General features: G+C 69.6%; 11 protein-coding genes and 1 pseudogene. 10 read left to right on the top strand and 2 right to left on the bottom strand.

The window, feature by feature from the left end; genetic code table 11:
- Positions 1-152: 152 nt before the first annotated feature.
- The gene (locus VDQ83_RS16400; RefSeq protein WP_309922646.1) at positions 153-1,010 is read left to right on the top strand and encodes a 23S rRNA (adenine(2030)-N(6))-methyltransferase RlmJ; all 858 of its coding nucleotides are present in this window, start codon (positions 153-155) and stop codon (positions 1,008-1,010) included.
- Positions 1,011-1,127: 117 nt separating this feature from the next.
- On the opposite strand, the gene VDQ83_RS16395 is transcribed toward VDQ83_RS16400, so the two are convergent.
- On the bottom strand, positions 1,128-2,090 hold the full coding sequence (locus VDQ83_RS16395) for a YwqG family protein (RefSeq protein WP_455435730.1): 963 nt from the start codon (positions 2,088-2,090) through the stop codon (positions 1,128-1,130).
- Between the two features lie 28 nt (positions 2,091-2,118).
- Complete coding sequence (locus VDQ83_RS16390) at positions 2,119-3,066, bottom strand: cation diffusion facilitator family transporter (RefSeq protein WP_309922618.1); 948 nt, start codon at positions 3,064-3,066, stop codon at positions 2,119-2,121.
- Between the two features lie 115 nt (positions 3,067-3,181).
- Between VDQ83_RS16390 and VDQ83_RS16385 the strand changes: the two genes are divergently transcribed.
- The 9 genes and pseudogenes from VDQ83_RS16385 (at position 3,182) to VDQ83_RS16345 (ending at position 16,804) form a co-directional block, all read left to right on the top strand.
- Positions 3,182-3,724: a GNAT family N-acetyltransferase gene (locus tag VDQ83_RS16385; protein WP_263395149.1), complete on the top strand. Its 543-nt coding sequence runs from the start codon at positions 3,182-3,184 to the stop codon at positions 3,722-3,724.
- Positions 3,725-3,957: 233 nt separating this feature from the next.
- Positions 3,958-7,641, top strand: coding sequence for a transcription-repair coupling factor (gene mfd / locus VDQ83_RS16380; RefSeq protein WP_455435729.1), 3,684 nt, complete (start codon positions 3,958-3,960; stop codon positions 7,639-7,641).
- Positions 7,642-7,968: 327 nt separating this feature from the next.
- Positions 7,969-8,088: pseudogene (locus VDQ83_RS16375) on the top strand (hypothetical protein); the annotation flags it as partial.
- Between the two features lie 247 nt (positions 8,089-8,335).
- Positions 8,336-8,656 (top strand): STAS domain-containing protein, encoded by a 321-nt coding sequence (locus VDQ83_RS16370; protein ID WP_309922626.1) that lies wholly within the window; start codon positions 8,336-8,338, stop codon positions 8,654-8,656.
- Positions 8,657-8,669: 13 nt separating this feature from the next.
- The gene (locus VDQ83_RS16365) at positions 8,670-10,733 is read left to right on the top strand and encodes a chemotaxis protein CheA (protein ID WP_455435728.1); all 2,064 of its coding nucleotides are present in this window, start codon (positions 8,670-8,672) and stop codon (positions 10,731-10,733) included.
- A 182-nt stretch (positions 10,734-10,915) separates the two neighbouring features.
- Complete coding sequence (locus VDQ83_RS16360; protein WP_455435727.1) at positions 10,916-12,916, top strand: methyl-accepting chemotaxis protein; 2,001 nt, start codon at positions 10,916-10,918, stop codon at positions 12,914-12,916.
- 97 nt (positions 12,917-13,013) lie between these two features.
- Entirely contained in the window at positions 13,014-14,945 is a 1,932-nt protein-coding gene (locus VDQ83_RS16355; protein ID WP_455435726.1) for a HAMP domain-containing methyl-accepting chemotaxis protein, read from the top strand.
- Between the two features lie 9 nt (positions 14,946-14,954).
- Positions 14,955-15,488: a chemotaxis protein CheW gene (locus tag VDQ83_RS16350; RefSeq protein WP_263395156.1), complete on the top strand. Its 534-nt coding sequence runs from the start codon at positions 14,955-14,957 to the stop codon at positions 15,486-15,488.
- Between the two features lie 62 nt (positions 15,489-15,550).
- Positions 15,551-16,804, top strand: coding sequence for an EAL domain-containing response regulator (locus tag VDQ83_RS16345; protein ID WP_455435725.1), 1,254 nt, complete (start codon positions 15,551-15,553; stop codon positions 16,802-16,804).
- Positions 16,805-16,811 lie beyond the last annotated feature (7 nt).

The raw sequence follows: 16,811 nt of genomic DNA, 5'->3' as shown, positions 1-16,811 counted from the left end.
CCATACGCCATGCGGGGCCCCGCCGGCGCGAGGACGCGCGCGGGCGAGAACGGCACGCCGCTGGCGGACGGACCTGCGCGATGCCGACATCGGCACCCACCGCCTCGCGCGCCGGCATGGCTCCCCGCGGTGGCGCCCCGTACACTGCGCGGATGAACTATCGCCACGCCTACCACGCCGGCAACCATGCCGATGCGCTCAAGCACACCGTGCTGCTCGCGCTGATCGATGCGCTCAAGCGCAAGGACAGCCCGTTCTTCGTGCTCGACACCCATGCCGGGCGCGGCCGCTACCTGTTCGCCGGCAGCGAGAGCCGCAAGACCGGCGAGGCCGCGGCCGGGGTGCTGAAACTGATGGGCCAGCCGACCCTGCCCGAGGTGTTGGAGCGCTACCTGCGCGCGGTGCAGGCCGACAATCCGGTCGGCGCGCTGGTCGCCTATCCCGGCTCGCCGCTGCTGATCGCCCAGGCGATGCGCGAGCAGGACCGGCTCGCCGCCTGCGAACTGCAGCCCGAGGAAGCGGCCGAGCTGAAGGCGCTGTTCGCCAATGACCGCCGCGTACAGGTGCATGCCGGCGACGGCTACGCGTCGATCCGGGCGTTCCTGCCGCCCAAGGCGGGCGCGACCAAGATCGGCCGCGGCCTGGTGCTGATCGACCCGCCGTACGAGGCGCAGGACGCCGAATACCCGCTGATCGCCGCGACCCTGCGCGAAACGCTGACCCGCTGGCCGCAAGCGATGTGCGCGGTGTGGTACCCGATCAAGCAGCGCCGCAGCCTGCAGCCGTTCTTTCGCAAGGCCGCGGCGATGCCGGCCAAGGCGGTGCTGCTGGCCGAACTGCAGGTTCGCCCGGACGATTCGCCGCTGCGGCTCAACGGCAGCGGCATGCTGCTGCTCAATCCGCCATGGCAGTTCGAGCAGGTGTTGGCGAGCGCGCTGCCAGCGCTGAAGACGCACCTGGGCGAAGCGGGCGCATCGACGCGTCTGGAGTGGTTGAAGCGCGAGGAGTGACGGGCTCTGCGCCTGGCTGGCCGCGCATACCGATATCGCCCGCTCACCGCGCAGCGGGTGCGACCTGCCTTCGATCGCGTGCCTGCATGCCGCGGCGTCGCGGCCCAGCCGCTCGCCTCAGTAGCAATCCCAGTGGAACGCGACCCGGCTGAAGTCGCCGCGCTGCAGGTCGGCCGGATCGATGAAGAAGTTGGCGATGCCGCTGTCGCCCCACATCATGTCTTCGTCGCTGTCCAGCTGCAGCAGCAACACCTGCGCATCCTGCGGCGTACGCGGATCCTGCTGGGTGAATTCCGGATAGCCGCCGAGCTTGTGCCCATTGCGGCTCAGGCTTTCGTACAGCGCATCATCCACTTCGTCCTGCGGCCTGCCGTGTGTCTTCGCATAGGCCGCGGCGACCGCGTCCAGCGGCTGGCCCAGCGCCCGTTCGAAGCCCACATCGCTGCTGCCGATGGTTTCCTCGCCGACGCTGAAGTGCATCGCCCGCGGCCGCGCCGGATCGAACGGCAGCGTGTCCGCGGACAGCAATGGCACAGCGACCTGGCGCGCCGCCGCCTCGGGCCGCGGCCAGTACACCACGCGGAAATTGCGTTGCGCGCTCAGCGCGGCCAGGTCCATGTCGCCGTCGAAGTTGGCGCCGTAGAAGTCGTCGCTGCCGATGAAGAACTGCAGCATGCCCTGCGCCGGATAGCCGCGCAGCGGCGGCATCGTCGCCAGATCGACCTGCGCCAGCAACGCCAGCGGCTGGCCGCGGGTATCGCGCGGGTATGGCTTGTCCGCGGTCCAGTACGGGCGTCCGCCGACCTTGCTGGCCAGGCGATCGTCCTGCGCCATCGGCTGCAGGCGCAGGTGCGCGACCGGCTTGCGCGTCGCCTCCAGGCGCGCGCGATACGGCGCCAGCGCCTGCTCGGCCTGCACCGGCGCAGCGGGTGCGGCAGCTGGTGCCGGTGTCGCCGGCGGCAGCGGCAGCTTCATGCTGTGCTTGAGCCACAGGCTGCCGCCCAGCAGCAGCCCGCCGAACACGGCGAGCAGGGCCAACGTGATCACGGTGGATACGACGACAGCGTGCGAGGTCTTCATTCCATTGAGCGTGGTGGCGAGGCGGCGATCACTGTAGCAACCCCGGTGAGGCGCCGGAAGCAGCGCCCGCCGCGCCCGGTTCCGGCTCGAAGAAGCTCCAGCGCACCATGGGGAACTGCTGCTTCAGGCCGCGCTCGATGCGGGTGATATCGGCGAGCAGCGCCGCCGCGTCGTGCTTCTGGCGCAGCGTCGCCTGCACCGACACCATCACGTCCGCGCCGAGCTGCACCGCAATCAGGTGGATCACCCGCTCGATCTCCGGCCGCGCCTGGAAGTACGCATGCAACTGCCGCTGCAGCGCCGGGTCCACGCTTTGCCCGATCAGCATCGCCTTGATCTCGATCGCCACCAGCACCGCGACCACGATCAGCAGCGCGCCGATGGCGATGGTGCCCAGCGCGTCCCACAGCGGGTTGCCGGTCAGCACCGTCAGCAGCACCGCGGCCAGCGCCAGCGCCAGGCCGAGCAGCGCGGCCAGGTCCTCGCCGAAGATCACGATCAGCTCGGCCTGGCGGCTCTCGCGGAACCAGGTCCACAGCGAACGCCCGCCGCGCACCTTGCCGATCTCCTGCAGGCAGGTGCGCAGCGACACGCCCTCGGCGACCAGCGCGAACCCCAGCACGCCCACCGCCCAGCCCCAGCTGCTCAGCGGCTCGGGCTGCAGCAGCTTGTGCACGCCTTCGTACACCGAGAACATGCCGCCGATGCAGAACAGCATCACCGCCACCAGGAACGACCAGAAATAGATCGCGCGGCCGTAGCCCAACGGATATTCGGCGCTGGCCGGGCGTTTGGCCTGGCGCATGCCCAGCAGCAACAGCAGCTGGTTGCCGCAGTCGGCCAGCGAGTGCACGGTCTCGGCGAGCATCGCGCCCGAGCCGGTGGCCAGCGCGGCCGCGCCCTTGGCCAAGGCGATGGCCAGGTTGGCGCCGAGCGCGAAGAAAATGGCGCGTCGCGAATCGCCGCTGCCGGACATGGCCGCTCCTCATCGAAAGCCGGCGCATAGCGTAGGCAACCGCGGTGAGCGTTGCGTTCACGGCACCGGTCCCAGGTAATGCGAGAATCCAGGCTTCGTCGAGGATCATCCGGCCATGGCTACCCGCAACCGCATGCCTCCGTGGCATGAAAACTTCACCCTGCCCAGCGGCCGCGAGCTGCTGATCCGGCCGATCCGGCCGGAGGACAGCGCGCCGCTGCAAGGCGCCTTCAGCCTGCTCGGGCCGACCGAGATCCGCGAGCGCTTCCTGCATTCGATGCAGGAACTGACCGAGGACATGGCGCAGCGGTTGACCCACCCCAATCCGAAGACGGAACTGACGCTGGTCGCGGCCGAACCGCTGCCGCCGGGCGAAGCGGTGGTCGGCGCGGTGGCGCGCGCCTCGATCACGCCCGGCACCCGCGAGGCCGAGTACGCGATCCTGGTCAGCAACTTCGTCGCCGGCCAGGGCCTGGGCCGGCAGCTGATGCGCAAGCTGGTCAAGTGGGCGCGGCGCAAGTACCTGGACCGCCTGTACGGCGACGTGCTGGAAAGCAACGTGCCGATGCTGCAGCTGGCCGAGTCGCTGGGCTTCCAGCCGATGCCGCACCCGGACACCCCGGGTCTGGTCCGCGTGGTGCTGGAACTGGGCAACTGAGCGAGAGCGGCCCTGATCGGGCTGCCGCGAGGTGCGTCACCCACCTGCAGACCGCGAACCACTCATGGGTTCGCGAGCCCCAGCGGCTCACCCTCAGTGCTGCGGACGCAGCCGCCGCCTGCGCCGCCCGCCTCCGCTGTGCCCGCCCATGCGACCGCGCCGCAACGCGCGCACGCGTCCGGCCAATCCCCAATCCCGACTCCCCAATCCCAGCTTGCTAAACTAAGCGGTCAATGGCGCCTCTTTCCTTCCCCGTTCCGCCGCTGCCCAAGTCCGGCCAGCTCCGCGCCTTCTGGCGCGCCCCTGCGTCCTCGACCGCGCTGGCCTGGCATATCGCCTGCGCCGCCGCGGCGCATCGCGGGCCGCTGCTGGTGGTCGCGCGCGACAACCAGAGCGCGCACCAGATCGAAGCCGACCTGCATACGCTGCTGAGCGGCGACACGCGCCTGCCGGTGGTGCCGTTCCCGGATTGGGAAACCCTGCCCTACGACCAGTTCAGCCCGCACCCGGACATCGTCAGCCAGCGCCTGTCGGCGCTGCACCGGCTGCCGGCGCTGAAACAGGGCATCGTGGTGGTGCCGGTGCAGACGCTGATGCAGCGGGTGGCGCCGTTGCGCTACATCGTCGGCGGCAGTTTCGACCTGCGCGTGGGCCAGCGCCTGGACCTGGAGGCGGAGAAGCGCCGCCTGGAGAGCGCCGGCTACCGCAACGTGCCGCAGGTGATGGACCCGGGCGACTTCGCGGTGCGCGGCGGCCTGCTCGACGTGTACCCGATGGGCGCGGAGACCCCGCTGCGGATCGAGCTGCTGGACGAGGACATCGACTCGATCCGCGCCTTCGACCCGGAATCGCAGCGTTCGCTGGACCACGTGCAGGCGGTGAAGATGCTGCCGGGCCGCGAGGTGCCGATGGACGATGCCAGCGTCGAGCGCGTGCTGACCACCCTGCGCGAACGCTTCGACGTGGACACCCGGCGCAGCGCCCTGTACCAGGACCTGAAGGCGCGGCTGGCGCCCTCGGGCATCGAGTACTACCTGCCGCTGTTCTTCCAGGAACCACGTGGCGCCGGCGCGCCGGCGCGCGACGCCACCGCCACCCTGTTCGACTATCTGGGCGATTCCGTGCTGCCGCTGATCGCACCCGGCGTCGGCGCGGCCGCCGATGCGTTCTGGGCGCAGACCCAGAACCGCTACGAGCAGCGCCGCCACGACGTGGAGCGTCCGCTGCTGGCGCCGGAGGAGCTGTACCAGGCGCCGGACACGTTGCGCGAGAAGCTCAATGGCCTGCCGCGCATCGAAGTGTGGGCGGCCGACCACGCCCGCATCGCCGAGGCACAGGCGCTGGGCGACCAACCGCTGCCGCCGTTGCCGATCGCCGCCAAGGACGCCGCGCCGGCCGAGGCGCTGAAGGGCTTCCTCGGCAACTACCCGGGCCGCGTGCTGATCGCCGCCGACTCGCCGGGCCGCCGCGAGGCGCTGCTGGAACTGCTGGCCGCGGCCGGGCTGAAGCCCGAAGTGATCGCAAACTTCGCCGCATTCCTCCCTTCTCCCCCCGGGAGAAGGTGGCGCGAAGCGCCGGATGAGGGTACGGCGCTCGCGCCGTCTGCGCCGAAGAAGGCTTCTTCGTCCAAGCTTTCTGCAGCAGCGCAGGCAAAGGTCACTAGCGGCCGTACCCTCACCCCAACCCCTCTCCCGACGGGAGAGGGGCTGAACTCTGCCGGCGTCGAGGCTATGCCGGCTGCGTTCGCCATCGCGGTCGCGCCGCTGGACGACGGCTTCGCGCTCGACGATCCGCAGATCGCGGTGCTCACCGAGCGCCAACTGTTCCCCGAGCGCGCCGGCCAGCCGCGGCGCACGCGCCGCGCCGGGCGCGAGCCCGAAGCGATCATCCGCGACCTCGGCGAGCTGACCGAAGGCGCGCCGATCGTGCACGAGGACCACGGCGTCGGCCGCTACCGCGGACTGATCGTGCTCGATGCCGGCGGCATGCCCGGCGAGTTCCTGGAGATCGAATACGCCAAGGGCGACCGCCTGTACGTGCCGGTCGCGCAGCTGCACCTGATCAGCCGCTACTCCGGCGCCTCGGCCGAGACCGCGCCGCTGCATTCGCTGGGCGGCGAGCAATGGACCAAGGCCAAGCGCCGCGCCGCCGAGAAGGTGCGCGACGTGGCCGCCGAACTTCTGGAGATCCAGGCCCGGCGCCGCGCCCGCGCCGGCCTGGCGCTGCAGGTGGACCGGGCCATGTACGAGCCGTTCGCGGCCGGCTTCCCGTTCGAGGAGACCACCGACCAGCTGGCCGCGATCGAGTCCACCCTGCGCGACCTGGCCAGCAGCCAGCCGATGGACCGCGTGGTCTGCGGCGACGTCGGCTTCGGCAAGACCGAGGTCGCGGTGCGCGCCGCGTTCGCCGCGGCCAGCGCCGGCAAGCAGGTAGCGGTGCTGGTGCCGACCACGCTGCTGGCCGAGCAGCACTACCGCAACTTCCGCGACCGCTTCGCCGACTGGCCGCTGCGGGTGGAGGTGCTGTCGCGCTTCAAGAGCGCCAAGGAGATCAAGGCCGAACTGGAGAAGGTCGCCGACGGCGGCATCGACGTGATCATCGGCACCCACCGCCTGCTGCAGCCGGACGTGAAGTTCAAGGACCTGGGCCTGGTCGTGGTCGACGAGGAGCAGCGCTTCGGCGTGCGCCAGAAGGAAGCGCTGAAGGCGCTGCGCGCCAACGTGCACCTGCTCACCCTCACCGCCACGCCGATCCCGCGCACGCTCAACATGGCCATGGCCGGGCTGCGCGACCTGTCGATCATCGCCACCCCGCCGCCGAACCGGCTGGCGGTGCAGACCTTCGTCACCGCCTGGGACAACGCGCTGCTGCGCGAGGCGTTCCAGCGCGAGCTGGCGCGCGGCGGCCAGCTGTACTTCCTGCACAACGACGTGGAAAGCATCGGCCGCATGCAGCGCGAACTCAGCGAGCTGGTGCCGGAAGCGCGCATCGGCATCGCCCACGGGCAGATGCCCGAGCGCGACCTGGAACGGGTGATGCTGGATTTCCAGAAGCAGCGCTTCAACGTGCTGCTGTCGACCACGATCATCGAATCGGGCATCGACATCCCCAACGCCAACACCATCGTCATCAACCGCGCCGACCGCTTCGGCCTGGCCCAGCTGCACCAGCTGCGCGGCCGCGTCGGCCGCTCGCACCACCGCGCCTACGCCTACCTGCTGGTGCCGGACCGGCGCAGCATCACCAGCGATGCGCAGAAGCGGCTGGATGCGATCGCCTCGATGGACGAGCTCGGCGCCGGCTTCACCCTGGCCACCCACGACCTGGAGATCCGCGGCGCCGGCGAGCTGCTCGGCGAGGACCAGAGCGGGCAGATGGCCGAGGTCGGTTTCAGCCTTTACACCGAGCTGCTGGAACGCGCGGTGCGCAGCATCCGCCAGGGCAAGCTGCCGGACCTGGACGCCGGCGAGGGAGCGCGCGGCGCCGAAGTGGAACTGCACGTGCCGGCGCTGATCCCGGACGACTACCTGCCCGACGTACACACCCGCCTGACGTTGTACAAGCGCATCTCCAGCGCGCGCGGCGCCGAGGAACTGCGCGAGCTGCAGGTGGAGATGATCGACCGCTTCGGCCTGCTGCCGGATCCGGTGAAGCACCTGTTCGCGATCGCCGAGCTCAAGCTGCAGGCCAACACGCTCGGCATCCGCAAGCTGGAACTGGGCGAGAACGGCGGCCGCATCGTGTTCGAGGCCAAGCCCGACGTCGATCCGATGACCATCATCCAGATGATCCAGAAGCAGCCCAAGCTGTACGCGATGGACGGCCCGGACAAACTGAAGGTGAAGCTGCCGCTGCCCGAAGCGGCGGACCGTTTCAACGCCGCCCGCGGCCTGTTGGCGGCGCTGGCGCCGCGCTGACGGCGCCTGGGCGCCAGAAACACGCCACCAATCGCGTCGCGCCAGCGCACGCTCCTTACGACGGCCGGTCTTACCGGCCGTTTTCTTTTGTGGCGATGCAGCAGCGCCCGAGGTGATCGCAAACTTCGCCGCCTTCCTCCCTTCTCCCACCGGGAGAAGGTGGCGCGAAGCGCCGGATGAGGGTACGGCGCGCGCGCCGTCTTCATCGAAGAAGGCTGCTGCTGCGTCCGCGTCCTCCACAGCCGTGCAGAAGCAGATCGCTAGCGGTCGTACCTCACCCCAACCCCTCTTCCGCAGGGAGAGGGGCTCGACTCCGGCGGGCTCGACGCTGCGCCGGCTGCATTCGCCATCGCAGTGGCGCCGCTGGACGACGGCTTCGCGCTCGACGATCCGCAGATCGCGGTGCTCACCGAGCGCCAGCTGTTCCCCGAGCCCGCCGGCCAGCCGCCGTCTGGCACGGCGCATGCATTTATTCCTGGCAAGCGGTGAAGCGTTTCCCTTGGAACTGGAATGGGCTGCCGGCTCGGCGCCTGAACCGCTCATCCTTGTCAAGGATTTGCGAGACAAATATGCCATTGGGCCTAAATATTCTGAAAAGGCGCCGATATCTGCTTACAGCAAGCCCGAACCGACTTGTTCGCCCCGTGCCGCGGCCCGGTTCCGCCGTTCCCAATGTTCGTATCGGAGACATGCCATGCGCTCGACCCTCCCGGAATTCCCGCCCCTGCCGCTGCAACTGAGCGTGGAAGGCGACATGACCATCCGCCGTGCCGGCGAACTGAAGCCGTTGCTGCTGCCGGCGCTGGAGCATCCCGGCGGCCTGCAGCTGCAATTGCAGGCGGTCACCGAGATCGACGCCACCGGCGTGCAGCTGTTGCTGGCCACCCAGGCCGCGTTGCGCGCGCTGGGCCGGCCGTTCCGGCTCGACGGCTGCAGCGCGCCGGTCAACGACGCGCTCGACCTGCTCGGCCTGCGCGACACGCTCGCGCCCGGCACCAACGACATCTTGCATTGATCGGCGCCACCCCATGAATCTCGCTCAACTGCTACAGACCTTCATCGCCGAGAGCCGCGACCTGCTCGAGGACATGGAACGCAACCTGCTGGAAGCCGAACGCGGCGAAGCCGGCCCCGACGCGGTCAACGCCATCTTCCGCGCCGCGCATACCATCAAGGGCTCCGGCGGGCTGTTCGACCTGGCGCAACTGGTCGGCTTCACCCACGTCGTGGAAAGCGTGCTCGACCTGGTACGCGAGAACGCGGTGGCGCTGGACACCGAGCTGATCCAGCTGATGCTGGCCTGCTGCGACCACATCCGCGCGCTGGTGGAAGCGGCGGCCGGCGCCGACGCCGACGAAGCCGTGCTCGCCGCCGACGGCGCGCCGCTGCTGGCGCGCCTGCACACGTACCTGCAGCCGAGTGCCGCGCCGGCGGCCGCCACGGCCGCCACGGCCGCAGCCGCGACCGCGGCGCAGACCGGCTACTGGCGGATTTCGCTGCAGCTGTTCAGCGATGCGTTGCGCTTCGGCAACTCGCCGCTGCACCTGATCCGCTGCCTGCGCAGCCTGGGCACTCTGGAAGCGGTACGCACCCGCCACGAGCGCGTGCCGGCGCTGCCGGAGCTTGACCCGGAAGCGTGCTACCTGGGCTTCGACATCCTGCTGCGCTCCGATGCGCAGCAGGCCGCGATCGAGGATATCTTCGAATTCGTCCGCGACGACTGCGACCTGCAGGTGGTCGCGGTGGATCCGCACGGCGACGCCGCCAACCTGGAGCTGCCGTTGCTGATCGCCGAGGCCGGCAGCCAGGCGCACGCCGACGACTTCGCCGGTTTCGACAGCCCCGCACCGGCCGCCGCGCCCGCGTCCGTAGCGCCGCCCAAAGCCACCGCCACCGCTGCCGCTGCCGCCGCGGCACCCGCCGCCGCGCGCGCGCAGGACGGCGGCTCGATCCGTGTCGATGCAGACAAGCTCGACCGCATGATCGACCTGGTCGGCGAACTGATCATCGCCGTCGCCAGCACCGGCGCCAACGCGCAGCGCACCGGCGATGCGCAACTGCTCGAATCCACCTCGATCCTGGCCGGGCTGGTCGAGGACGTGCGCGAGAGCGCGCTGCAGCTGCGCATGGTCAAGATCGGCGGCACCTTCAGCCGCTTCCACCGCGTGGTCCACGACGTGGCGCGCGAACTGGGCAAGGACATCGTGCTGGTGGTCAACGGCGAGGACACCGAGCTGGACAAGTCGGTGGTGGAAAAGATCGCCGATCCATTGACCCACCTGGTCCGCAACGCGATGGACCATGGCATCGAACCGGCCGAACTGCGCCGGGCGCGCGGCAAGCCGGAGCGCGGCACGGTGCGGCTCAACGCGTTCCACGATTCGGGCAGCATCGTCATCCAGATCAGCGACGACGGCGGCGGCCTGAGCCGCGACAGGATCATGGCCAAGGCGCTGGAGCGCGGCCTGATCGAGCCCGGCCGCAGCCTGTCCGACCGCGAAGTGTTCGCGCTGATCTTCGAGCCGGGCTTCTCCACCGCCGAGAAGGTCACCAACCTGTCCGGCCGCGGCGTCGGCATGGACGTGGTCAAGCGCAACATCACCGCGCTGCGCGGCAGCGTGGACATCGCCAGCCAGCAGGACGTGGGCACCACCATCTCGGTACGCCTGCCGCTGACCCTGGCGATCATCAACGGCTTCCAGGTCGGCGTCGGCAGGTCGGTGTTCGTGGTGCCGCTGGACGTGGTCGAGGAATGCGTGGAATTCGCGCCGAACTACCAGAGCGACTACATCGACCTGCGCGGCGGGGTGCTGCCGTACGTGCGCCTGCGCTCGCTGTTCGGCATCGCCGGCGCGCCGCCGGCGCGCGAGAGCATCGTGGTGATCCGCCAGGGCGCGCAACGTTTCGGCCTGGTCGTAGACACGCTGCTGGGCGAATGGCAGACCGTGATCAAGCCGTTGGCCAAGGTGTTCGCCGGGGTCAAGGGCATCAGCGGGTCGAGCATCCTCGGCAGCGGCGGCGTCGCCCTGATCCTGGACGTGCCCTCGCTGCTGACCCAGGTGGAACCCGCCGCCGATTCGCTGGCGGCCTGACCGCCGCGCGCCGACACCAACCAGGAACCGCTGCCATGCCCCATCGCTCATCGTCGACCACGCCGGCAGCGGCACGGATCGACCAGGCCGTTCTCGCAACGGCCTGAACCAACGCCACTCCACCCAGCACCGGTCGCAAGACGCCTGGTGCCCGCCACTCAACCACGCACAGGTACGCCGGCATGTCCAACTCTCTCTCGCTCTCTTCCAAGCTATGGATTGGCTTCGCCGTTGCCGTGCTGGTGCCGTTGGCGGCCAGCGCAACCGGCTTGGCACTGGCGCTGCCGCCCGGCCAGGTGCTGGCGCTGGCGATCGCCGCGGCGGCGGTCGGCGCCGCAGTGCTCGGCTACGCGGTCTTCGCCGCCGCGCGCTCGCTGCGGATCGCCCTGGCTGCCCTCGCGCGCTTCGCCCGCGGCGATTTCGACGTGGTGATGCCCACGGTGCGCAGCGACCAGGCCTGCGAAATCCTGCTGGCGCTGCGCCAGGTGCAGGGCGGCGTGCGCCTGCTCGGTAGCGAGATCCAGCGCATGACGCACGAGCACGATGCCGGCGACATCGACGTGGTCATCGACAGCCAGCGCTTCGACGGCGAGTTCCGCACCATCGCCGAGGGCATCAACCATATGGTCGGCGCCCACATCGCGACCAAGAAGAAGGCCATGGCCTGCATCGCCGAATTCGGCCGCGGCAACTTCCAGGCGCCGCTGGAGAGCTTCCCCGGCAAGAAGGCCTTCATCAACGACACCATCGAGCAGGTGCGCCGCAACCTGCTGGGCCTGATCACGCAGATGAACCACATGTCCGCCGAGCACGATGCCGGCGACATCGACGTGAGCATCGACAGCACCCGCTTCGACGGCGACTTCCGCAGCATGGCCGACGGCATCAACCGCATGGTCGCCGGGCATATCGCGGTCAAGAAGCAGGCCATGACCTGCATCGCCGAGTTCGGCCGCGGCAATTTCGATGCGCCGCTGGACCGCTTCCCGGGCAAGAAGGCGTTCATCAACGACACCATCGAACAGGTGCGCGCCAACCTGCGCGCGCTGATCCGCGACACCAACCTGCTGGTCGACGCGGCCGGCGCCGGGCGCCTGGACGTGCGCGCCGACGCCAGCCTGCATCACGGCGATTTCCGCCGCATCGTCGATGGCGTCAACCAGACCCTGGATGCGGTGATCGGCCCGCTCAACGAAGTGCGCCAGGTGCTCAAGGCAGTCGAGGACGGCGACCTGACCCGCACCGCCGACAGCGCCTGCCAGGGCCAGCTGAAGGAGCTGTGCGACAGCGTCAATGCCACCGTCGCGCGCCTGGCGCAGGTGGTCGCCGAGGTCAACGTCAATGCCGAGGCGCTTGCCAGCGCCTCGGAGGAAGTCAGCGCCACCGCGCAGTCGCTGAGCCATGCCGCCAGCGAGCAGGCCGCGGGCGTGGAGGAAACCAGCGCGGCGCTGGAGCAGATGAGCGCCTCGATCGCGCAGAACACCGAGAACGCCAAGGTCACCGACGGCATGGCGGCCAAGGCGGCACGCGAGGCCAGCGAGGGCGGCGAGGCGGTGCGCTCCACCGTGGCGGCGATGAAGCAGATCGCGCAGAAGATCGGCATCATCGACGACATCGCCTACCAGACCAACCTGCTGGCGCTGAACGCGGCGATCGAGGCGGCGCGCGCTGGCGAGCACGGCAAGGGCTTTGCGGTGGTCGCCGCGGAAGTGCGCAAGCTGGCCGAGCGCAGCCAGGTCGCCGCGCAGGAGATCGGCGACGTCGCCATCTCCAGCGTCGAGCTGGCCGAGAACGCCGGCAAGCTGCTCGACCAGATGGTGCCGTCGATCCGGCGCACCTCCGACCTGGTGCAGGAGATCACCGCCGCCTCCGAGGAACAGACCTCCGGCGTCGGCCAGATCAACGCCGCGGTCGGCCAGCTCAACCAGACCACCCAGCAGGCCGCGTCCAACTCCGAGGAGCTGGCCGCCACCGCCGAGGAAATGAGCAGCCAGGCCGAGCAGCTGCAGCAGCTGATGAGCTTCTTCCGCACCAGCCAGGCGCCGGTGTTGCGACGCGCGCCAGCGACGGCGCGCAAGGCCGCAAAGCCGTCCGCCGCGCAGCGCTCGCGCTCGTTCACCTATGGCGATAGCGGCCTGGCGCTGGTGTCGGCGCCGGACGAAGCGCATTTCGACAGCTTCTGAACGATCGCGGCGCACTGCCTGCAGTCCATCCCCAATGCCACCGCGCCGCGGACGGCTCGCATTTCATCCTCAAGAGATCACGCCCGTGTTCGCCAACATGAAAATCGGTACGAGAATCGGCCTGGGCTTCGCCCTGGTCCTGCTGTTGATGCTTGGCATGGGCGTGTTCGCCACCGACAAGCTGGCCCAGGTCAACCAATCCTCGACCGACATGGCCCAGAACTGGATGCCCAGCATCCGCTACGTGCAGCAGATGAACACCAACACCTCCGACCTGCGCGTGGCCGAGCTGCAGCACGTGGTCAGCGAGCGTCCGGAGGAAATGGCCAAGCTCGATCACGCGATGGAGCAGATCCTGGCGGAGTACGCGAGCAATCGCGACCGCTATCTCAAGCTGATCTCCTCGCCTGAGGAAAAGGCCGACTACGACGACTTCGCGCGCAAGTTCGACGAATACCTGGCGCTGCACAAGCAGGTGCTGCAGCTGTCGCGCGAGCTCAAGACCAGCGAAGCGATGGCGCTGATGAACGGCCGGCAGCAGACCTTGTTCGACGATTCCTCGGCGATCCTGGACAAGCTGGTCGAGATCAACGTCAAGGGCGGCGAAGCCGCCAGCGCGCAGGGCGATGCGCTGTACGCCAGCGCGCGCAGCTGGATCATCGCGGTCATTGCGGCGTGCGTGCTGCTCGGCGCCGGCATCTCGGTGTTCATCGTGCGCGGGCTGATGCGCCTGCTCGGCGGCGAACCGGCCTACGTGGCCGAGATCGCCAACAAGGTGGCGCAAGGCGATCTTGCGCTGGACGTGAAGATCCGCGCCAACGACGGCGGCAGCGCGCTGTATGCGATGCGCAGCATGGTCGAGCGGTTGAAGCTGGTGATCGACGGCCAGCGCCGCGTGGTCCTGGCCGCCAACCGCGGCGACTTCTCCGAGCGGATCGCCCTGGATGGCCTGGCCGGCTTCCAGCGCGAGATGGGCCAGGGTCTGAACGACCTGGTGGACACCACCGGCAACAGCATCCAGGACGTGGTGCGGGTGATGAGCGCGCTGTCCGACGGCGACCTGACCCAGAGCATCGACAAGCCCTACGACGGCGCCTACGCGGAGATGAAGAACTACGTCAACGACACCATCGCGCGGCTGTCGCAGGTGGTCAGCGAGGTCAACGGCAGCGCCGAAGCGCTGGCCAGCGCGTCGGAGGAAGTCAGCGCCACCGCGCAGTCGCTGAGCCAGGCGGCCAGCGAGCAGGCGGCCGGGGTCGAGGAGACCAGCGCCTCGATCGAGCAGATGACCGCCTCGATCGCGCAGAACACCGAGAACGCCAAGGTCACCGACGGCATGGCCAGCAAGGCCTCCAACCAGGCGCTGGACGGCGGCGAATCGGTCCGCGCCACGGTGCAGGCGATGAAGCAGATCGCGCAGAAGATCGGCATCATCGACGACATCGCCTACCAGACCAACCTGCTCGCGCTCAACGCGGCGATCGAAGCGGCGCGTGCCGGCGAGCACGGCAAGGGCTTTGCCGTCGTCGCCGCGGAAGTGCGCAAGCTGGCCGAGCGCAGCCAGGTCGCCGCGCAGGAGATCGGCGACGTCGCCGGCTCCAGCGTCGAGCTGGCCGAGAACGCCGGCAAGCTGTTGGACGAGATGGTGCCGTCGATCAAGCGCACCTCCGACCTGGTGCAGGAGATCACCGCCGCCTCCGAGGAACAGGCCTCCGGCGTCGCCCAGATCAACACCGCGGTCGGCCAGCTCAACCAGACCACCCAGCAGGCCGCGTCCAACTCCGAGGAGCTGGCCGCCACCGCCGAGGAGATGAGCGGCCAGGCCGAGCAGCTGCAGCAGCTGATGAGCTTCTTCAAGCTCGCCGGCGCGGCGCCGGTGCGCCGCGCAGCGGCCGCGACCGCGACCGGGCGCAAGCCGTCACAGCAGCCCGCGCGTACCGCGGCCCGCAAGCCGTTCATGCGTTTCGCCGACAGCCAGCTCGCGCTGGCCGGCGATGCGCCGGACGAAGCCCATTTCGACAGCTTCTGAGGACAGGCCATGACCGCACACGCATCCTCCGCGCCGTCCGGCGGCACCGATCTGGCGCCGGACCAGTTCCTGACCTTCCTGCTCGGCAAGGAAATGTTCGGGGTCGGCATCCTCGGCATCAAGGAAATCATCGAGTACCGCACGCCGACCGACGTGCCGATGATGCCGCCGGCATTGCGCGGGGTCATCAACCTGCGCGGCGCGGTGGTGCCTGTGGTGGACCTGCAGCAGCGCTTCGGCCGCGCCGCCAGCGACGTCACCAAGCGCACCTGCATCGTCATCGTTGAAGTCGCCAACGGCAACGAACGCCAGGTGCTGGGGCTGCAGGTGGATGCGGTCAGCGAAGTGCTGGAGATCGCCGCCGCCGACATCGCCCCGGCCCCGGCCTTCGGCGCCGGCATCCGCCGCGAGTTCATCCACGGCATGGGCAAGGTCGGCGAGCGCTTCGTGATCCTGCTCGATGCCGATGCCGCGCTGTCCACCCAGGAGTTCGTCGCCATGGCCGGCATCGCGCCGGACGTCGAGGCGGGCGTGGCCGCCTGAGTTCACCGCATGGCGTGGCGCATCGCACCGCACCCAGCCCTTGTCCACCGGACGGAGTCCGCATGTCGCTCGTTCACGAAACCGCCACGCTCAGCCAATTCGGGACCGTCCTGGTCGTCGACGACAGCCAGGTCCAGTGCGAACACGCGCTGGCGCTGTGCCTGCGGCTGGGCGCGGTGGCGGTGGAAGGCGTGCACGACGGCCATGCGGCGCTGGCGCGGGTGATCCAGGGGCCGGCGCCGGGACTGCTGATCGTGGACCTGGAAATGCCCGGCATGGACGGCGTGCAACTGCTCGATGCGCTGGCCCGCTGCAACGTGCGCGTGCCGATCGTGGTCGCCTCGCAACGCGGCGCGGCGCTGATCGACTCGGTGCTGCAGGTCGGCCGCGCCAACGGCCTGCAGGTGCTGGCCGGGCTGGAGAAGCCGCTGCGCGCCGCCGAGCTCGGCACCGCCCTGCAGGCCAATCCGCCGCCGGCGCCGGCAGCGCGCAACGACGCCAACCTGGACGGCGCGACCGACGCGGCGATGCTGCGCGAGGCGCTGCGCCGCAGCGACATCGAAGTGGCGTACCAGCCCAAGGTGGACATGCGCAGCGGCCAGGTCAGCGGCGTGGAAGCGCTGGCGCGCTGGCGGCATCCGCTCAACGGCCAGATCGCGCCGGACCGCTTCATCGCCCTGGCCGAACGCGAAGGCCTGATCCATACGCTGACCGCCAGCGTCGCCGACCAGGCGATGGCGCGGCTGGCGACCTGGAAGCAATCCGGCTTCCGCCTGACCCTGGCGATCAACCTGTCGCCCTGCCTGCTGCAGGACCCGGGATTGCTCGACGAACTGCACAGCCAACTGCATCGGCACGGCCTGGTGCCGGCCGACGTGATCCTGGAGATCACCGAAAGCTCGCTGGTCGAGGCCAGCGCGCTGGGCATGCTGGCGCGGCTGCGGCTGCAGGGTTTCGGCCTGTCGCTGGACGACTACGGCACCGGCTTTTCCTCATTGCAGCAGCTGACCCGCATCCCCTTCACCGAACTGAAGATCGACCGCATCTTCGTGCACGACGCGCACCGCAGCCGCAATCTGCGCACCGTGCTGGAATCGGCGTTGGGCATGGCCCAGCGGCTGGGCCTGAGCACCGTCGCCGAAGGCATCGAAACGGTCGAGGACTGGCAACTGCTGCAGGAACTGGGCTGCGACCTCGGCCAGGGCTACCTGCTGGCGCGGCCAATGGGCGGCGGCGCGCTGAACACCTGGTTGCTCGAGCACCAGGCGCGGCTGCAGGAACACGGACCCACTTCGGCGCAAGCGCCGCATCACTGACACGCGG

The sequence above is a fragment of the Xanthomonas sp. WHRI 7945 genome (assembly GCF_035026585.1).
Note: the sequence above shows the minus strand (reverse complement) of the source record. Positions and strands in the feature narration are given on the sequence as shown.

What these genes read in the sequence shown, in the direction of transcription:
- VDQ83_RS16400 (WP_309922646.1), top strand. Translation starts at nt 153, where the DNA reads ATGAACTATCGCCACGCCTACCACGCCGGCAACCATGCCGATGCGCTC.
- VDQ83_RS16350 (WP_263395156.1), top strand. Translation starts at nt 14,955, where the DNA reads ATGACCGCACACGCATCCTCCGCGCCGTCCGGCGGCACCGATCTGGCG.
- VDQ83_RS16385 (WP_263395149.1), top strand. Translation starts at nt 3,182, where the DNA reads ATGGCTACCCGCAACCGCATGCCTCCGTGGCATGAAAACTTCACCCTG.
- VDQ83_RS16370 (WP_309922626.1), top strand. Translation starts at nt 8,336, where the DNA reads ATGCGCTCGACCCTCCCGGAATTCCCGCCCCTGCCGCTGCAACTGAGC.
- VDQ83_RS16355 (WP_455435726.1), top strand. Translation starts at nt 13,014, where the DNA reads ATGAAAATCGGTACGAGAATCGGCCTGGGCTTCGCCCTGGTCCTGCTG.
- VDQ83_RS16390 (WP_309922618.1), bottom strand. Translation starts at nt 3,066, where the DNA reads ATGTCCGGCAGCGGCGATTCGCGACGCGCCATTTTCTTCGCGCTCGGC.
- VDQ83_RS16345 (WP_455435725.1), top strand. Translation starts at nt 15,551, where the DNA reads ATGTCGCTCGTTCACGAAACCGCCACGCTCAGCCAATTCGGGACCGTC.
- VDQ83_RS16360 (WP_455435727.1), top strand. Translation starts at nt 10,916, where the DNA reads ATGTCCAACTCTCTCTCGCTCTCTTCCAAGCTATGGATTGGCTTCGCC.
- VDQ83_RS16365 (WP_455435728.1), top strand. Translation starts at nt 8,670, where the DNA reads ATGAATCTCGCTCAACTGCTACAGACCTTCATCGCCGAGAGCCGCGAC.
- mfd (WP_455435729.1), top strand. Translation starts at nt 3,958, where the DNA reads ATGGCGCCTCTTTCCTTCCCCGTTCCGCCGCTGCCCAAGTCCGGCCAG.
- VDQ83_RS16395 (WP_455435730.1), bottom strand. Translation starts at nt 2,090, where the DNA reads ATGAAGACCTCGCACGCTGTCGTCGTATCCACCGTGATCACGTTGGCC.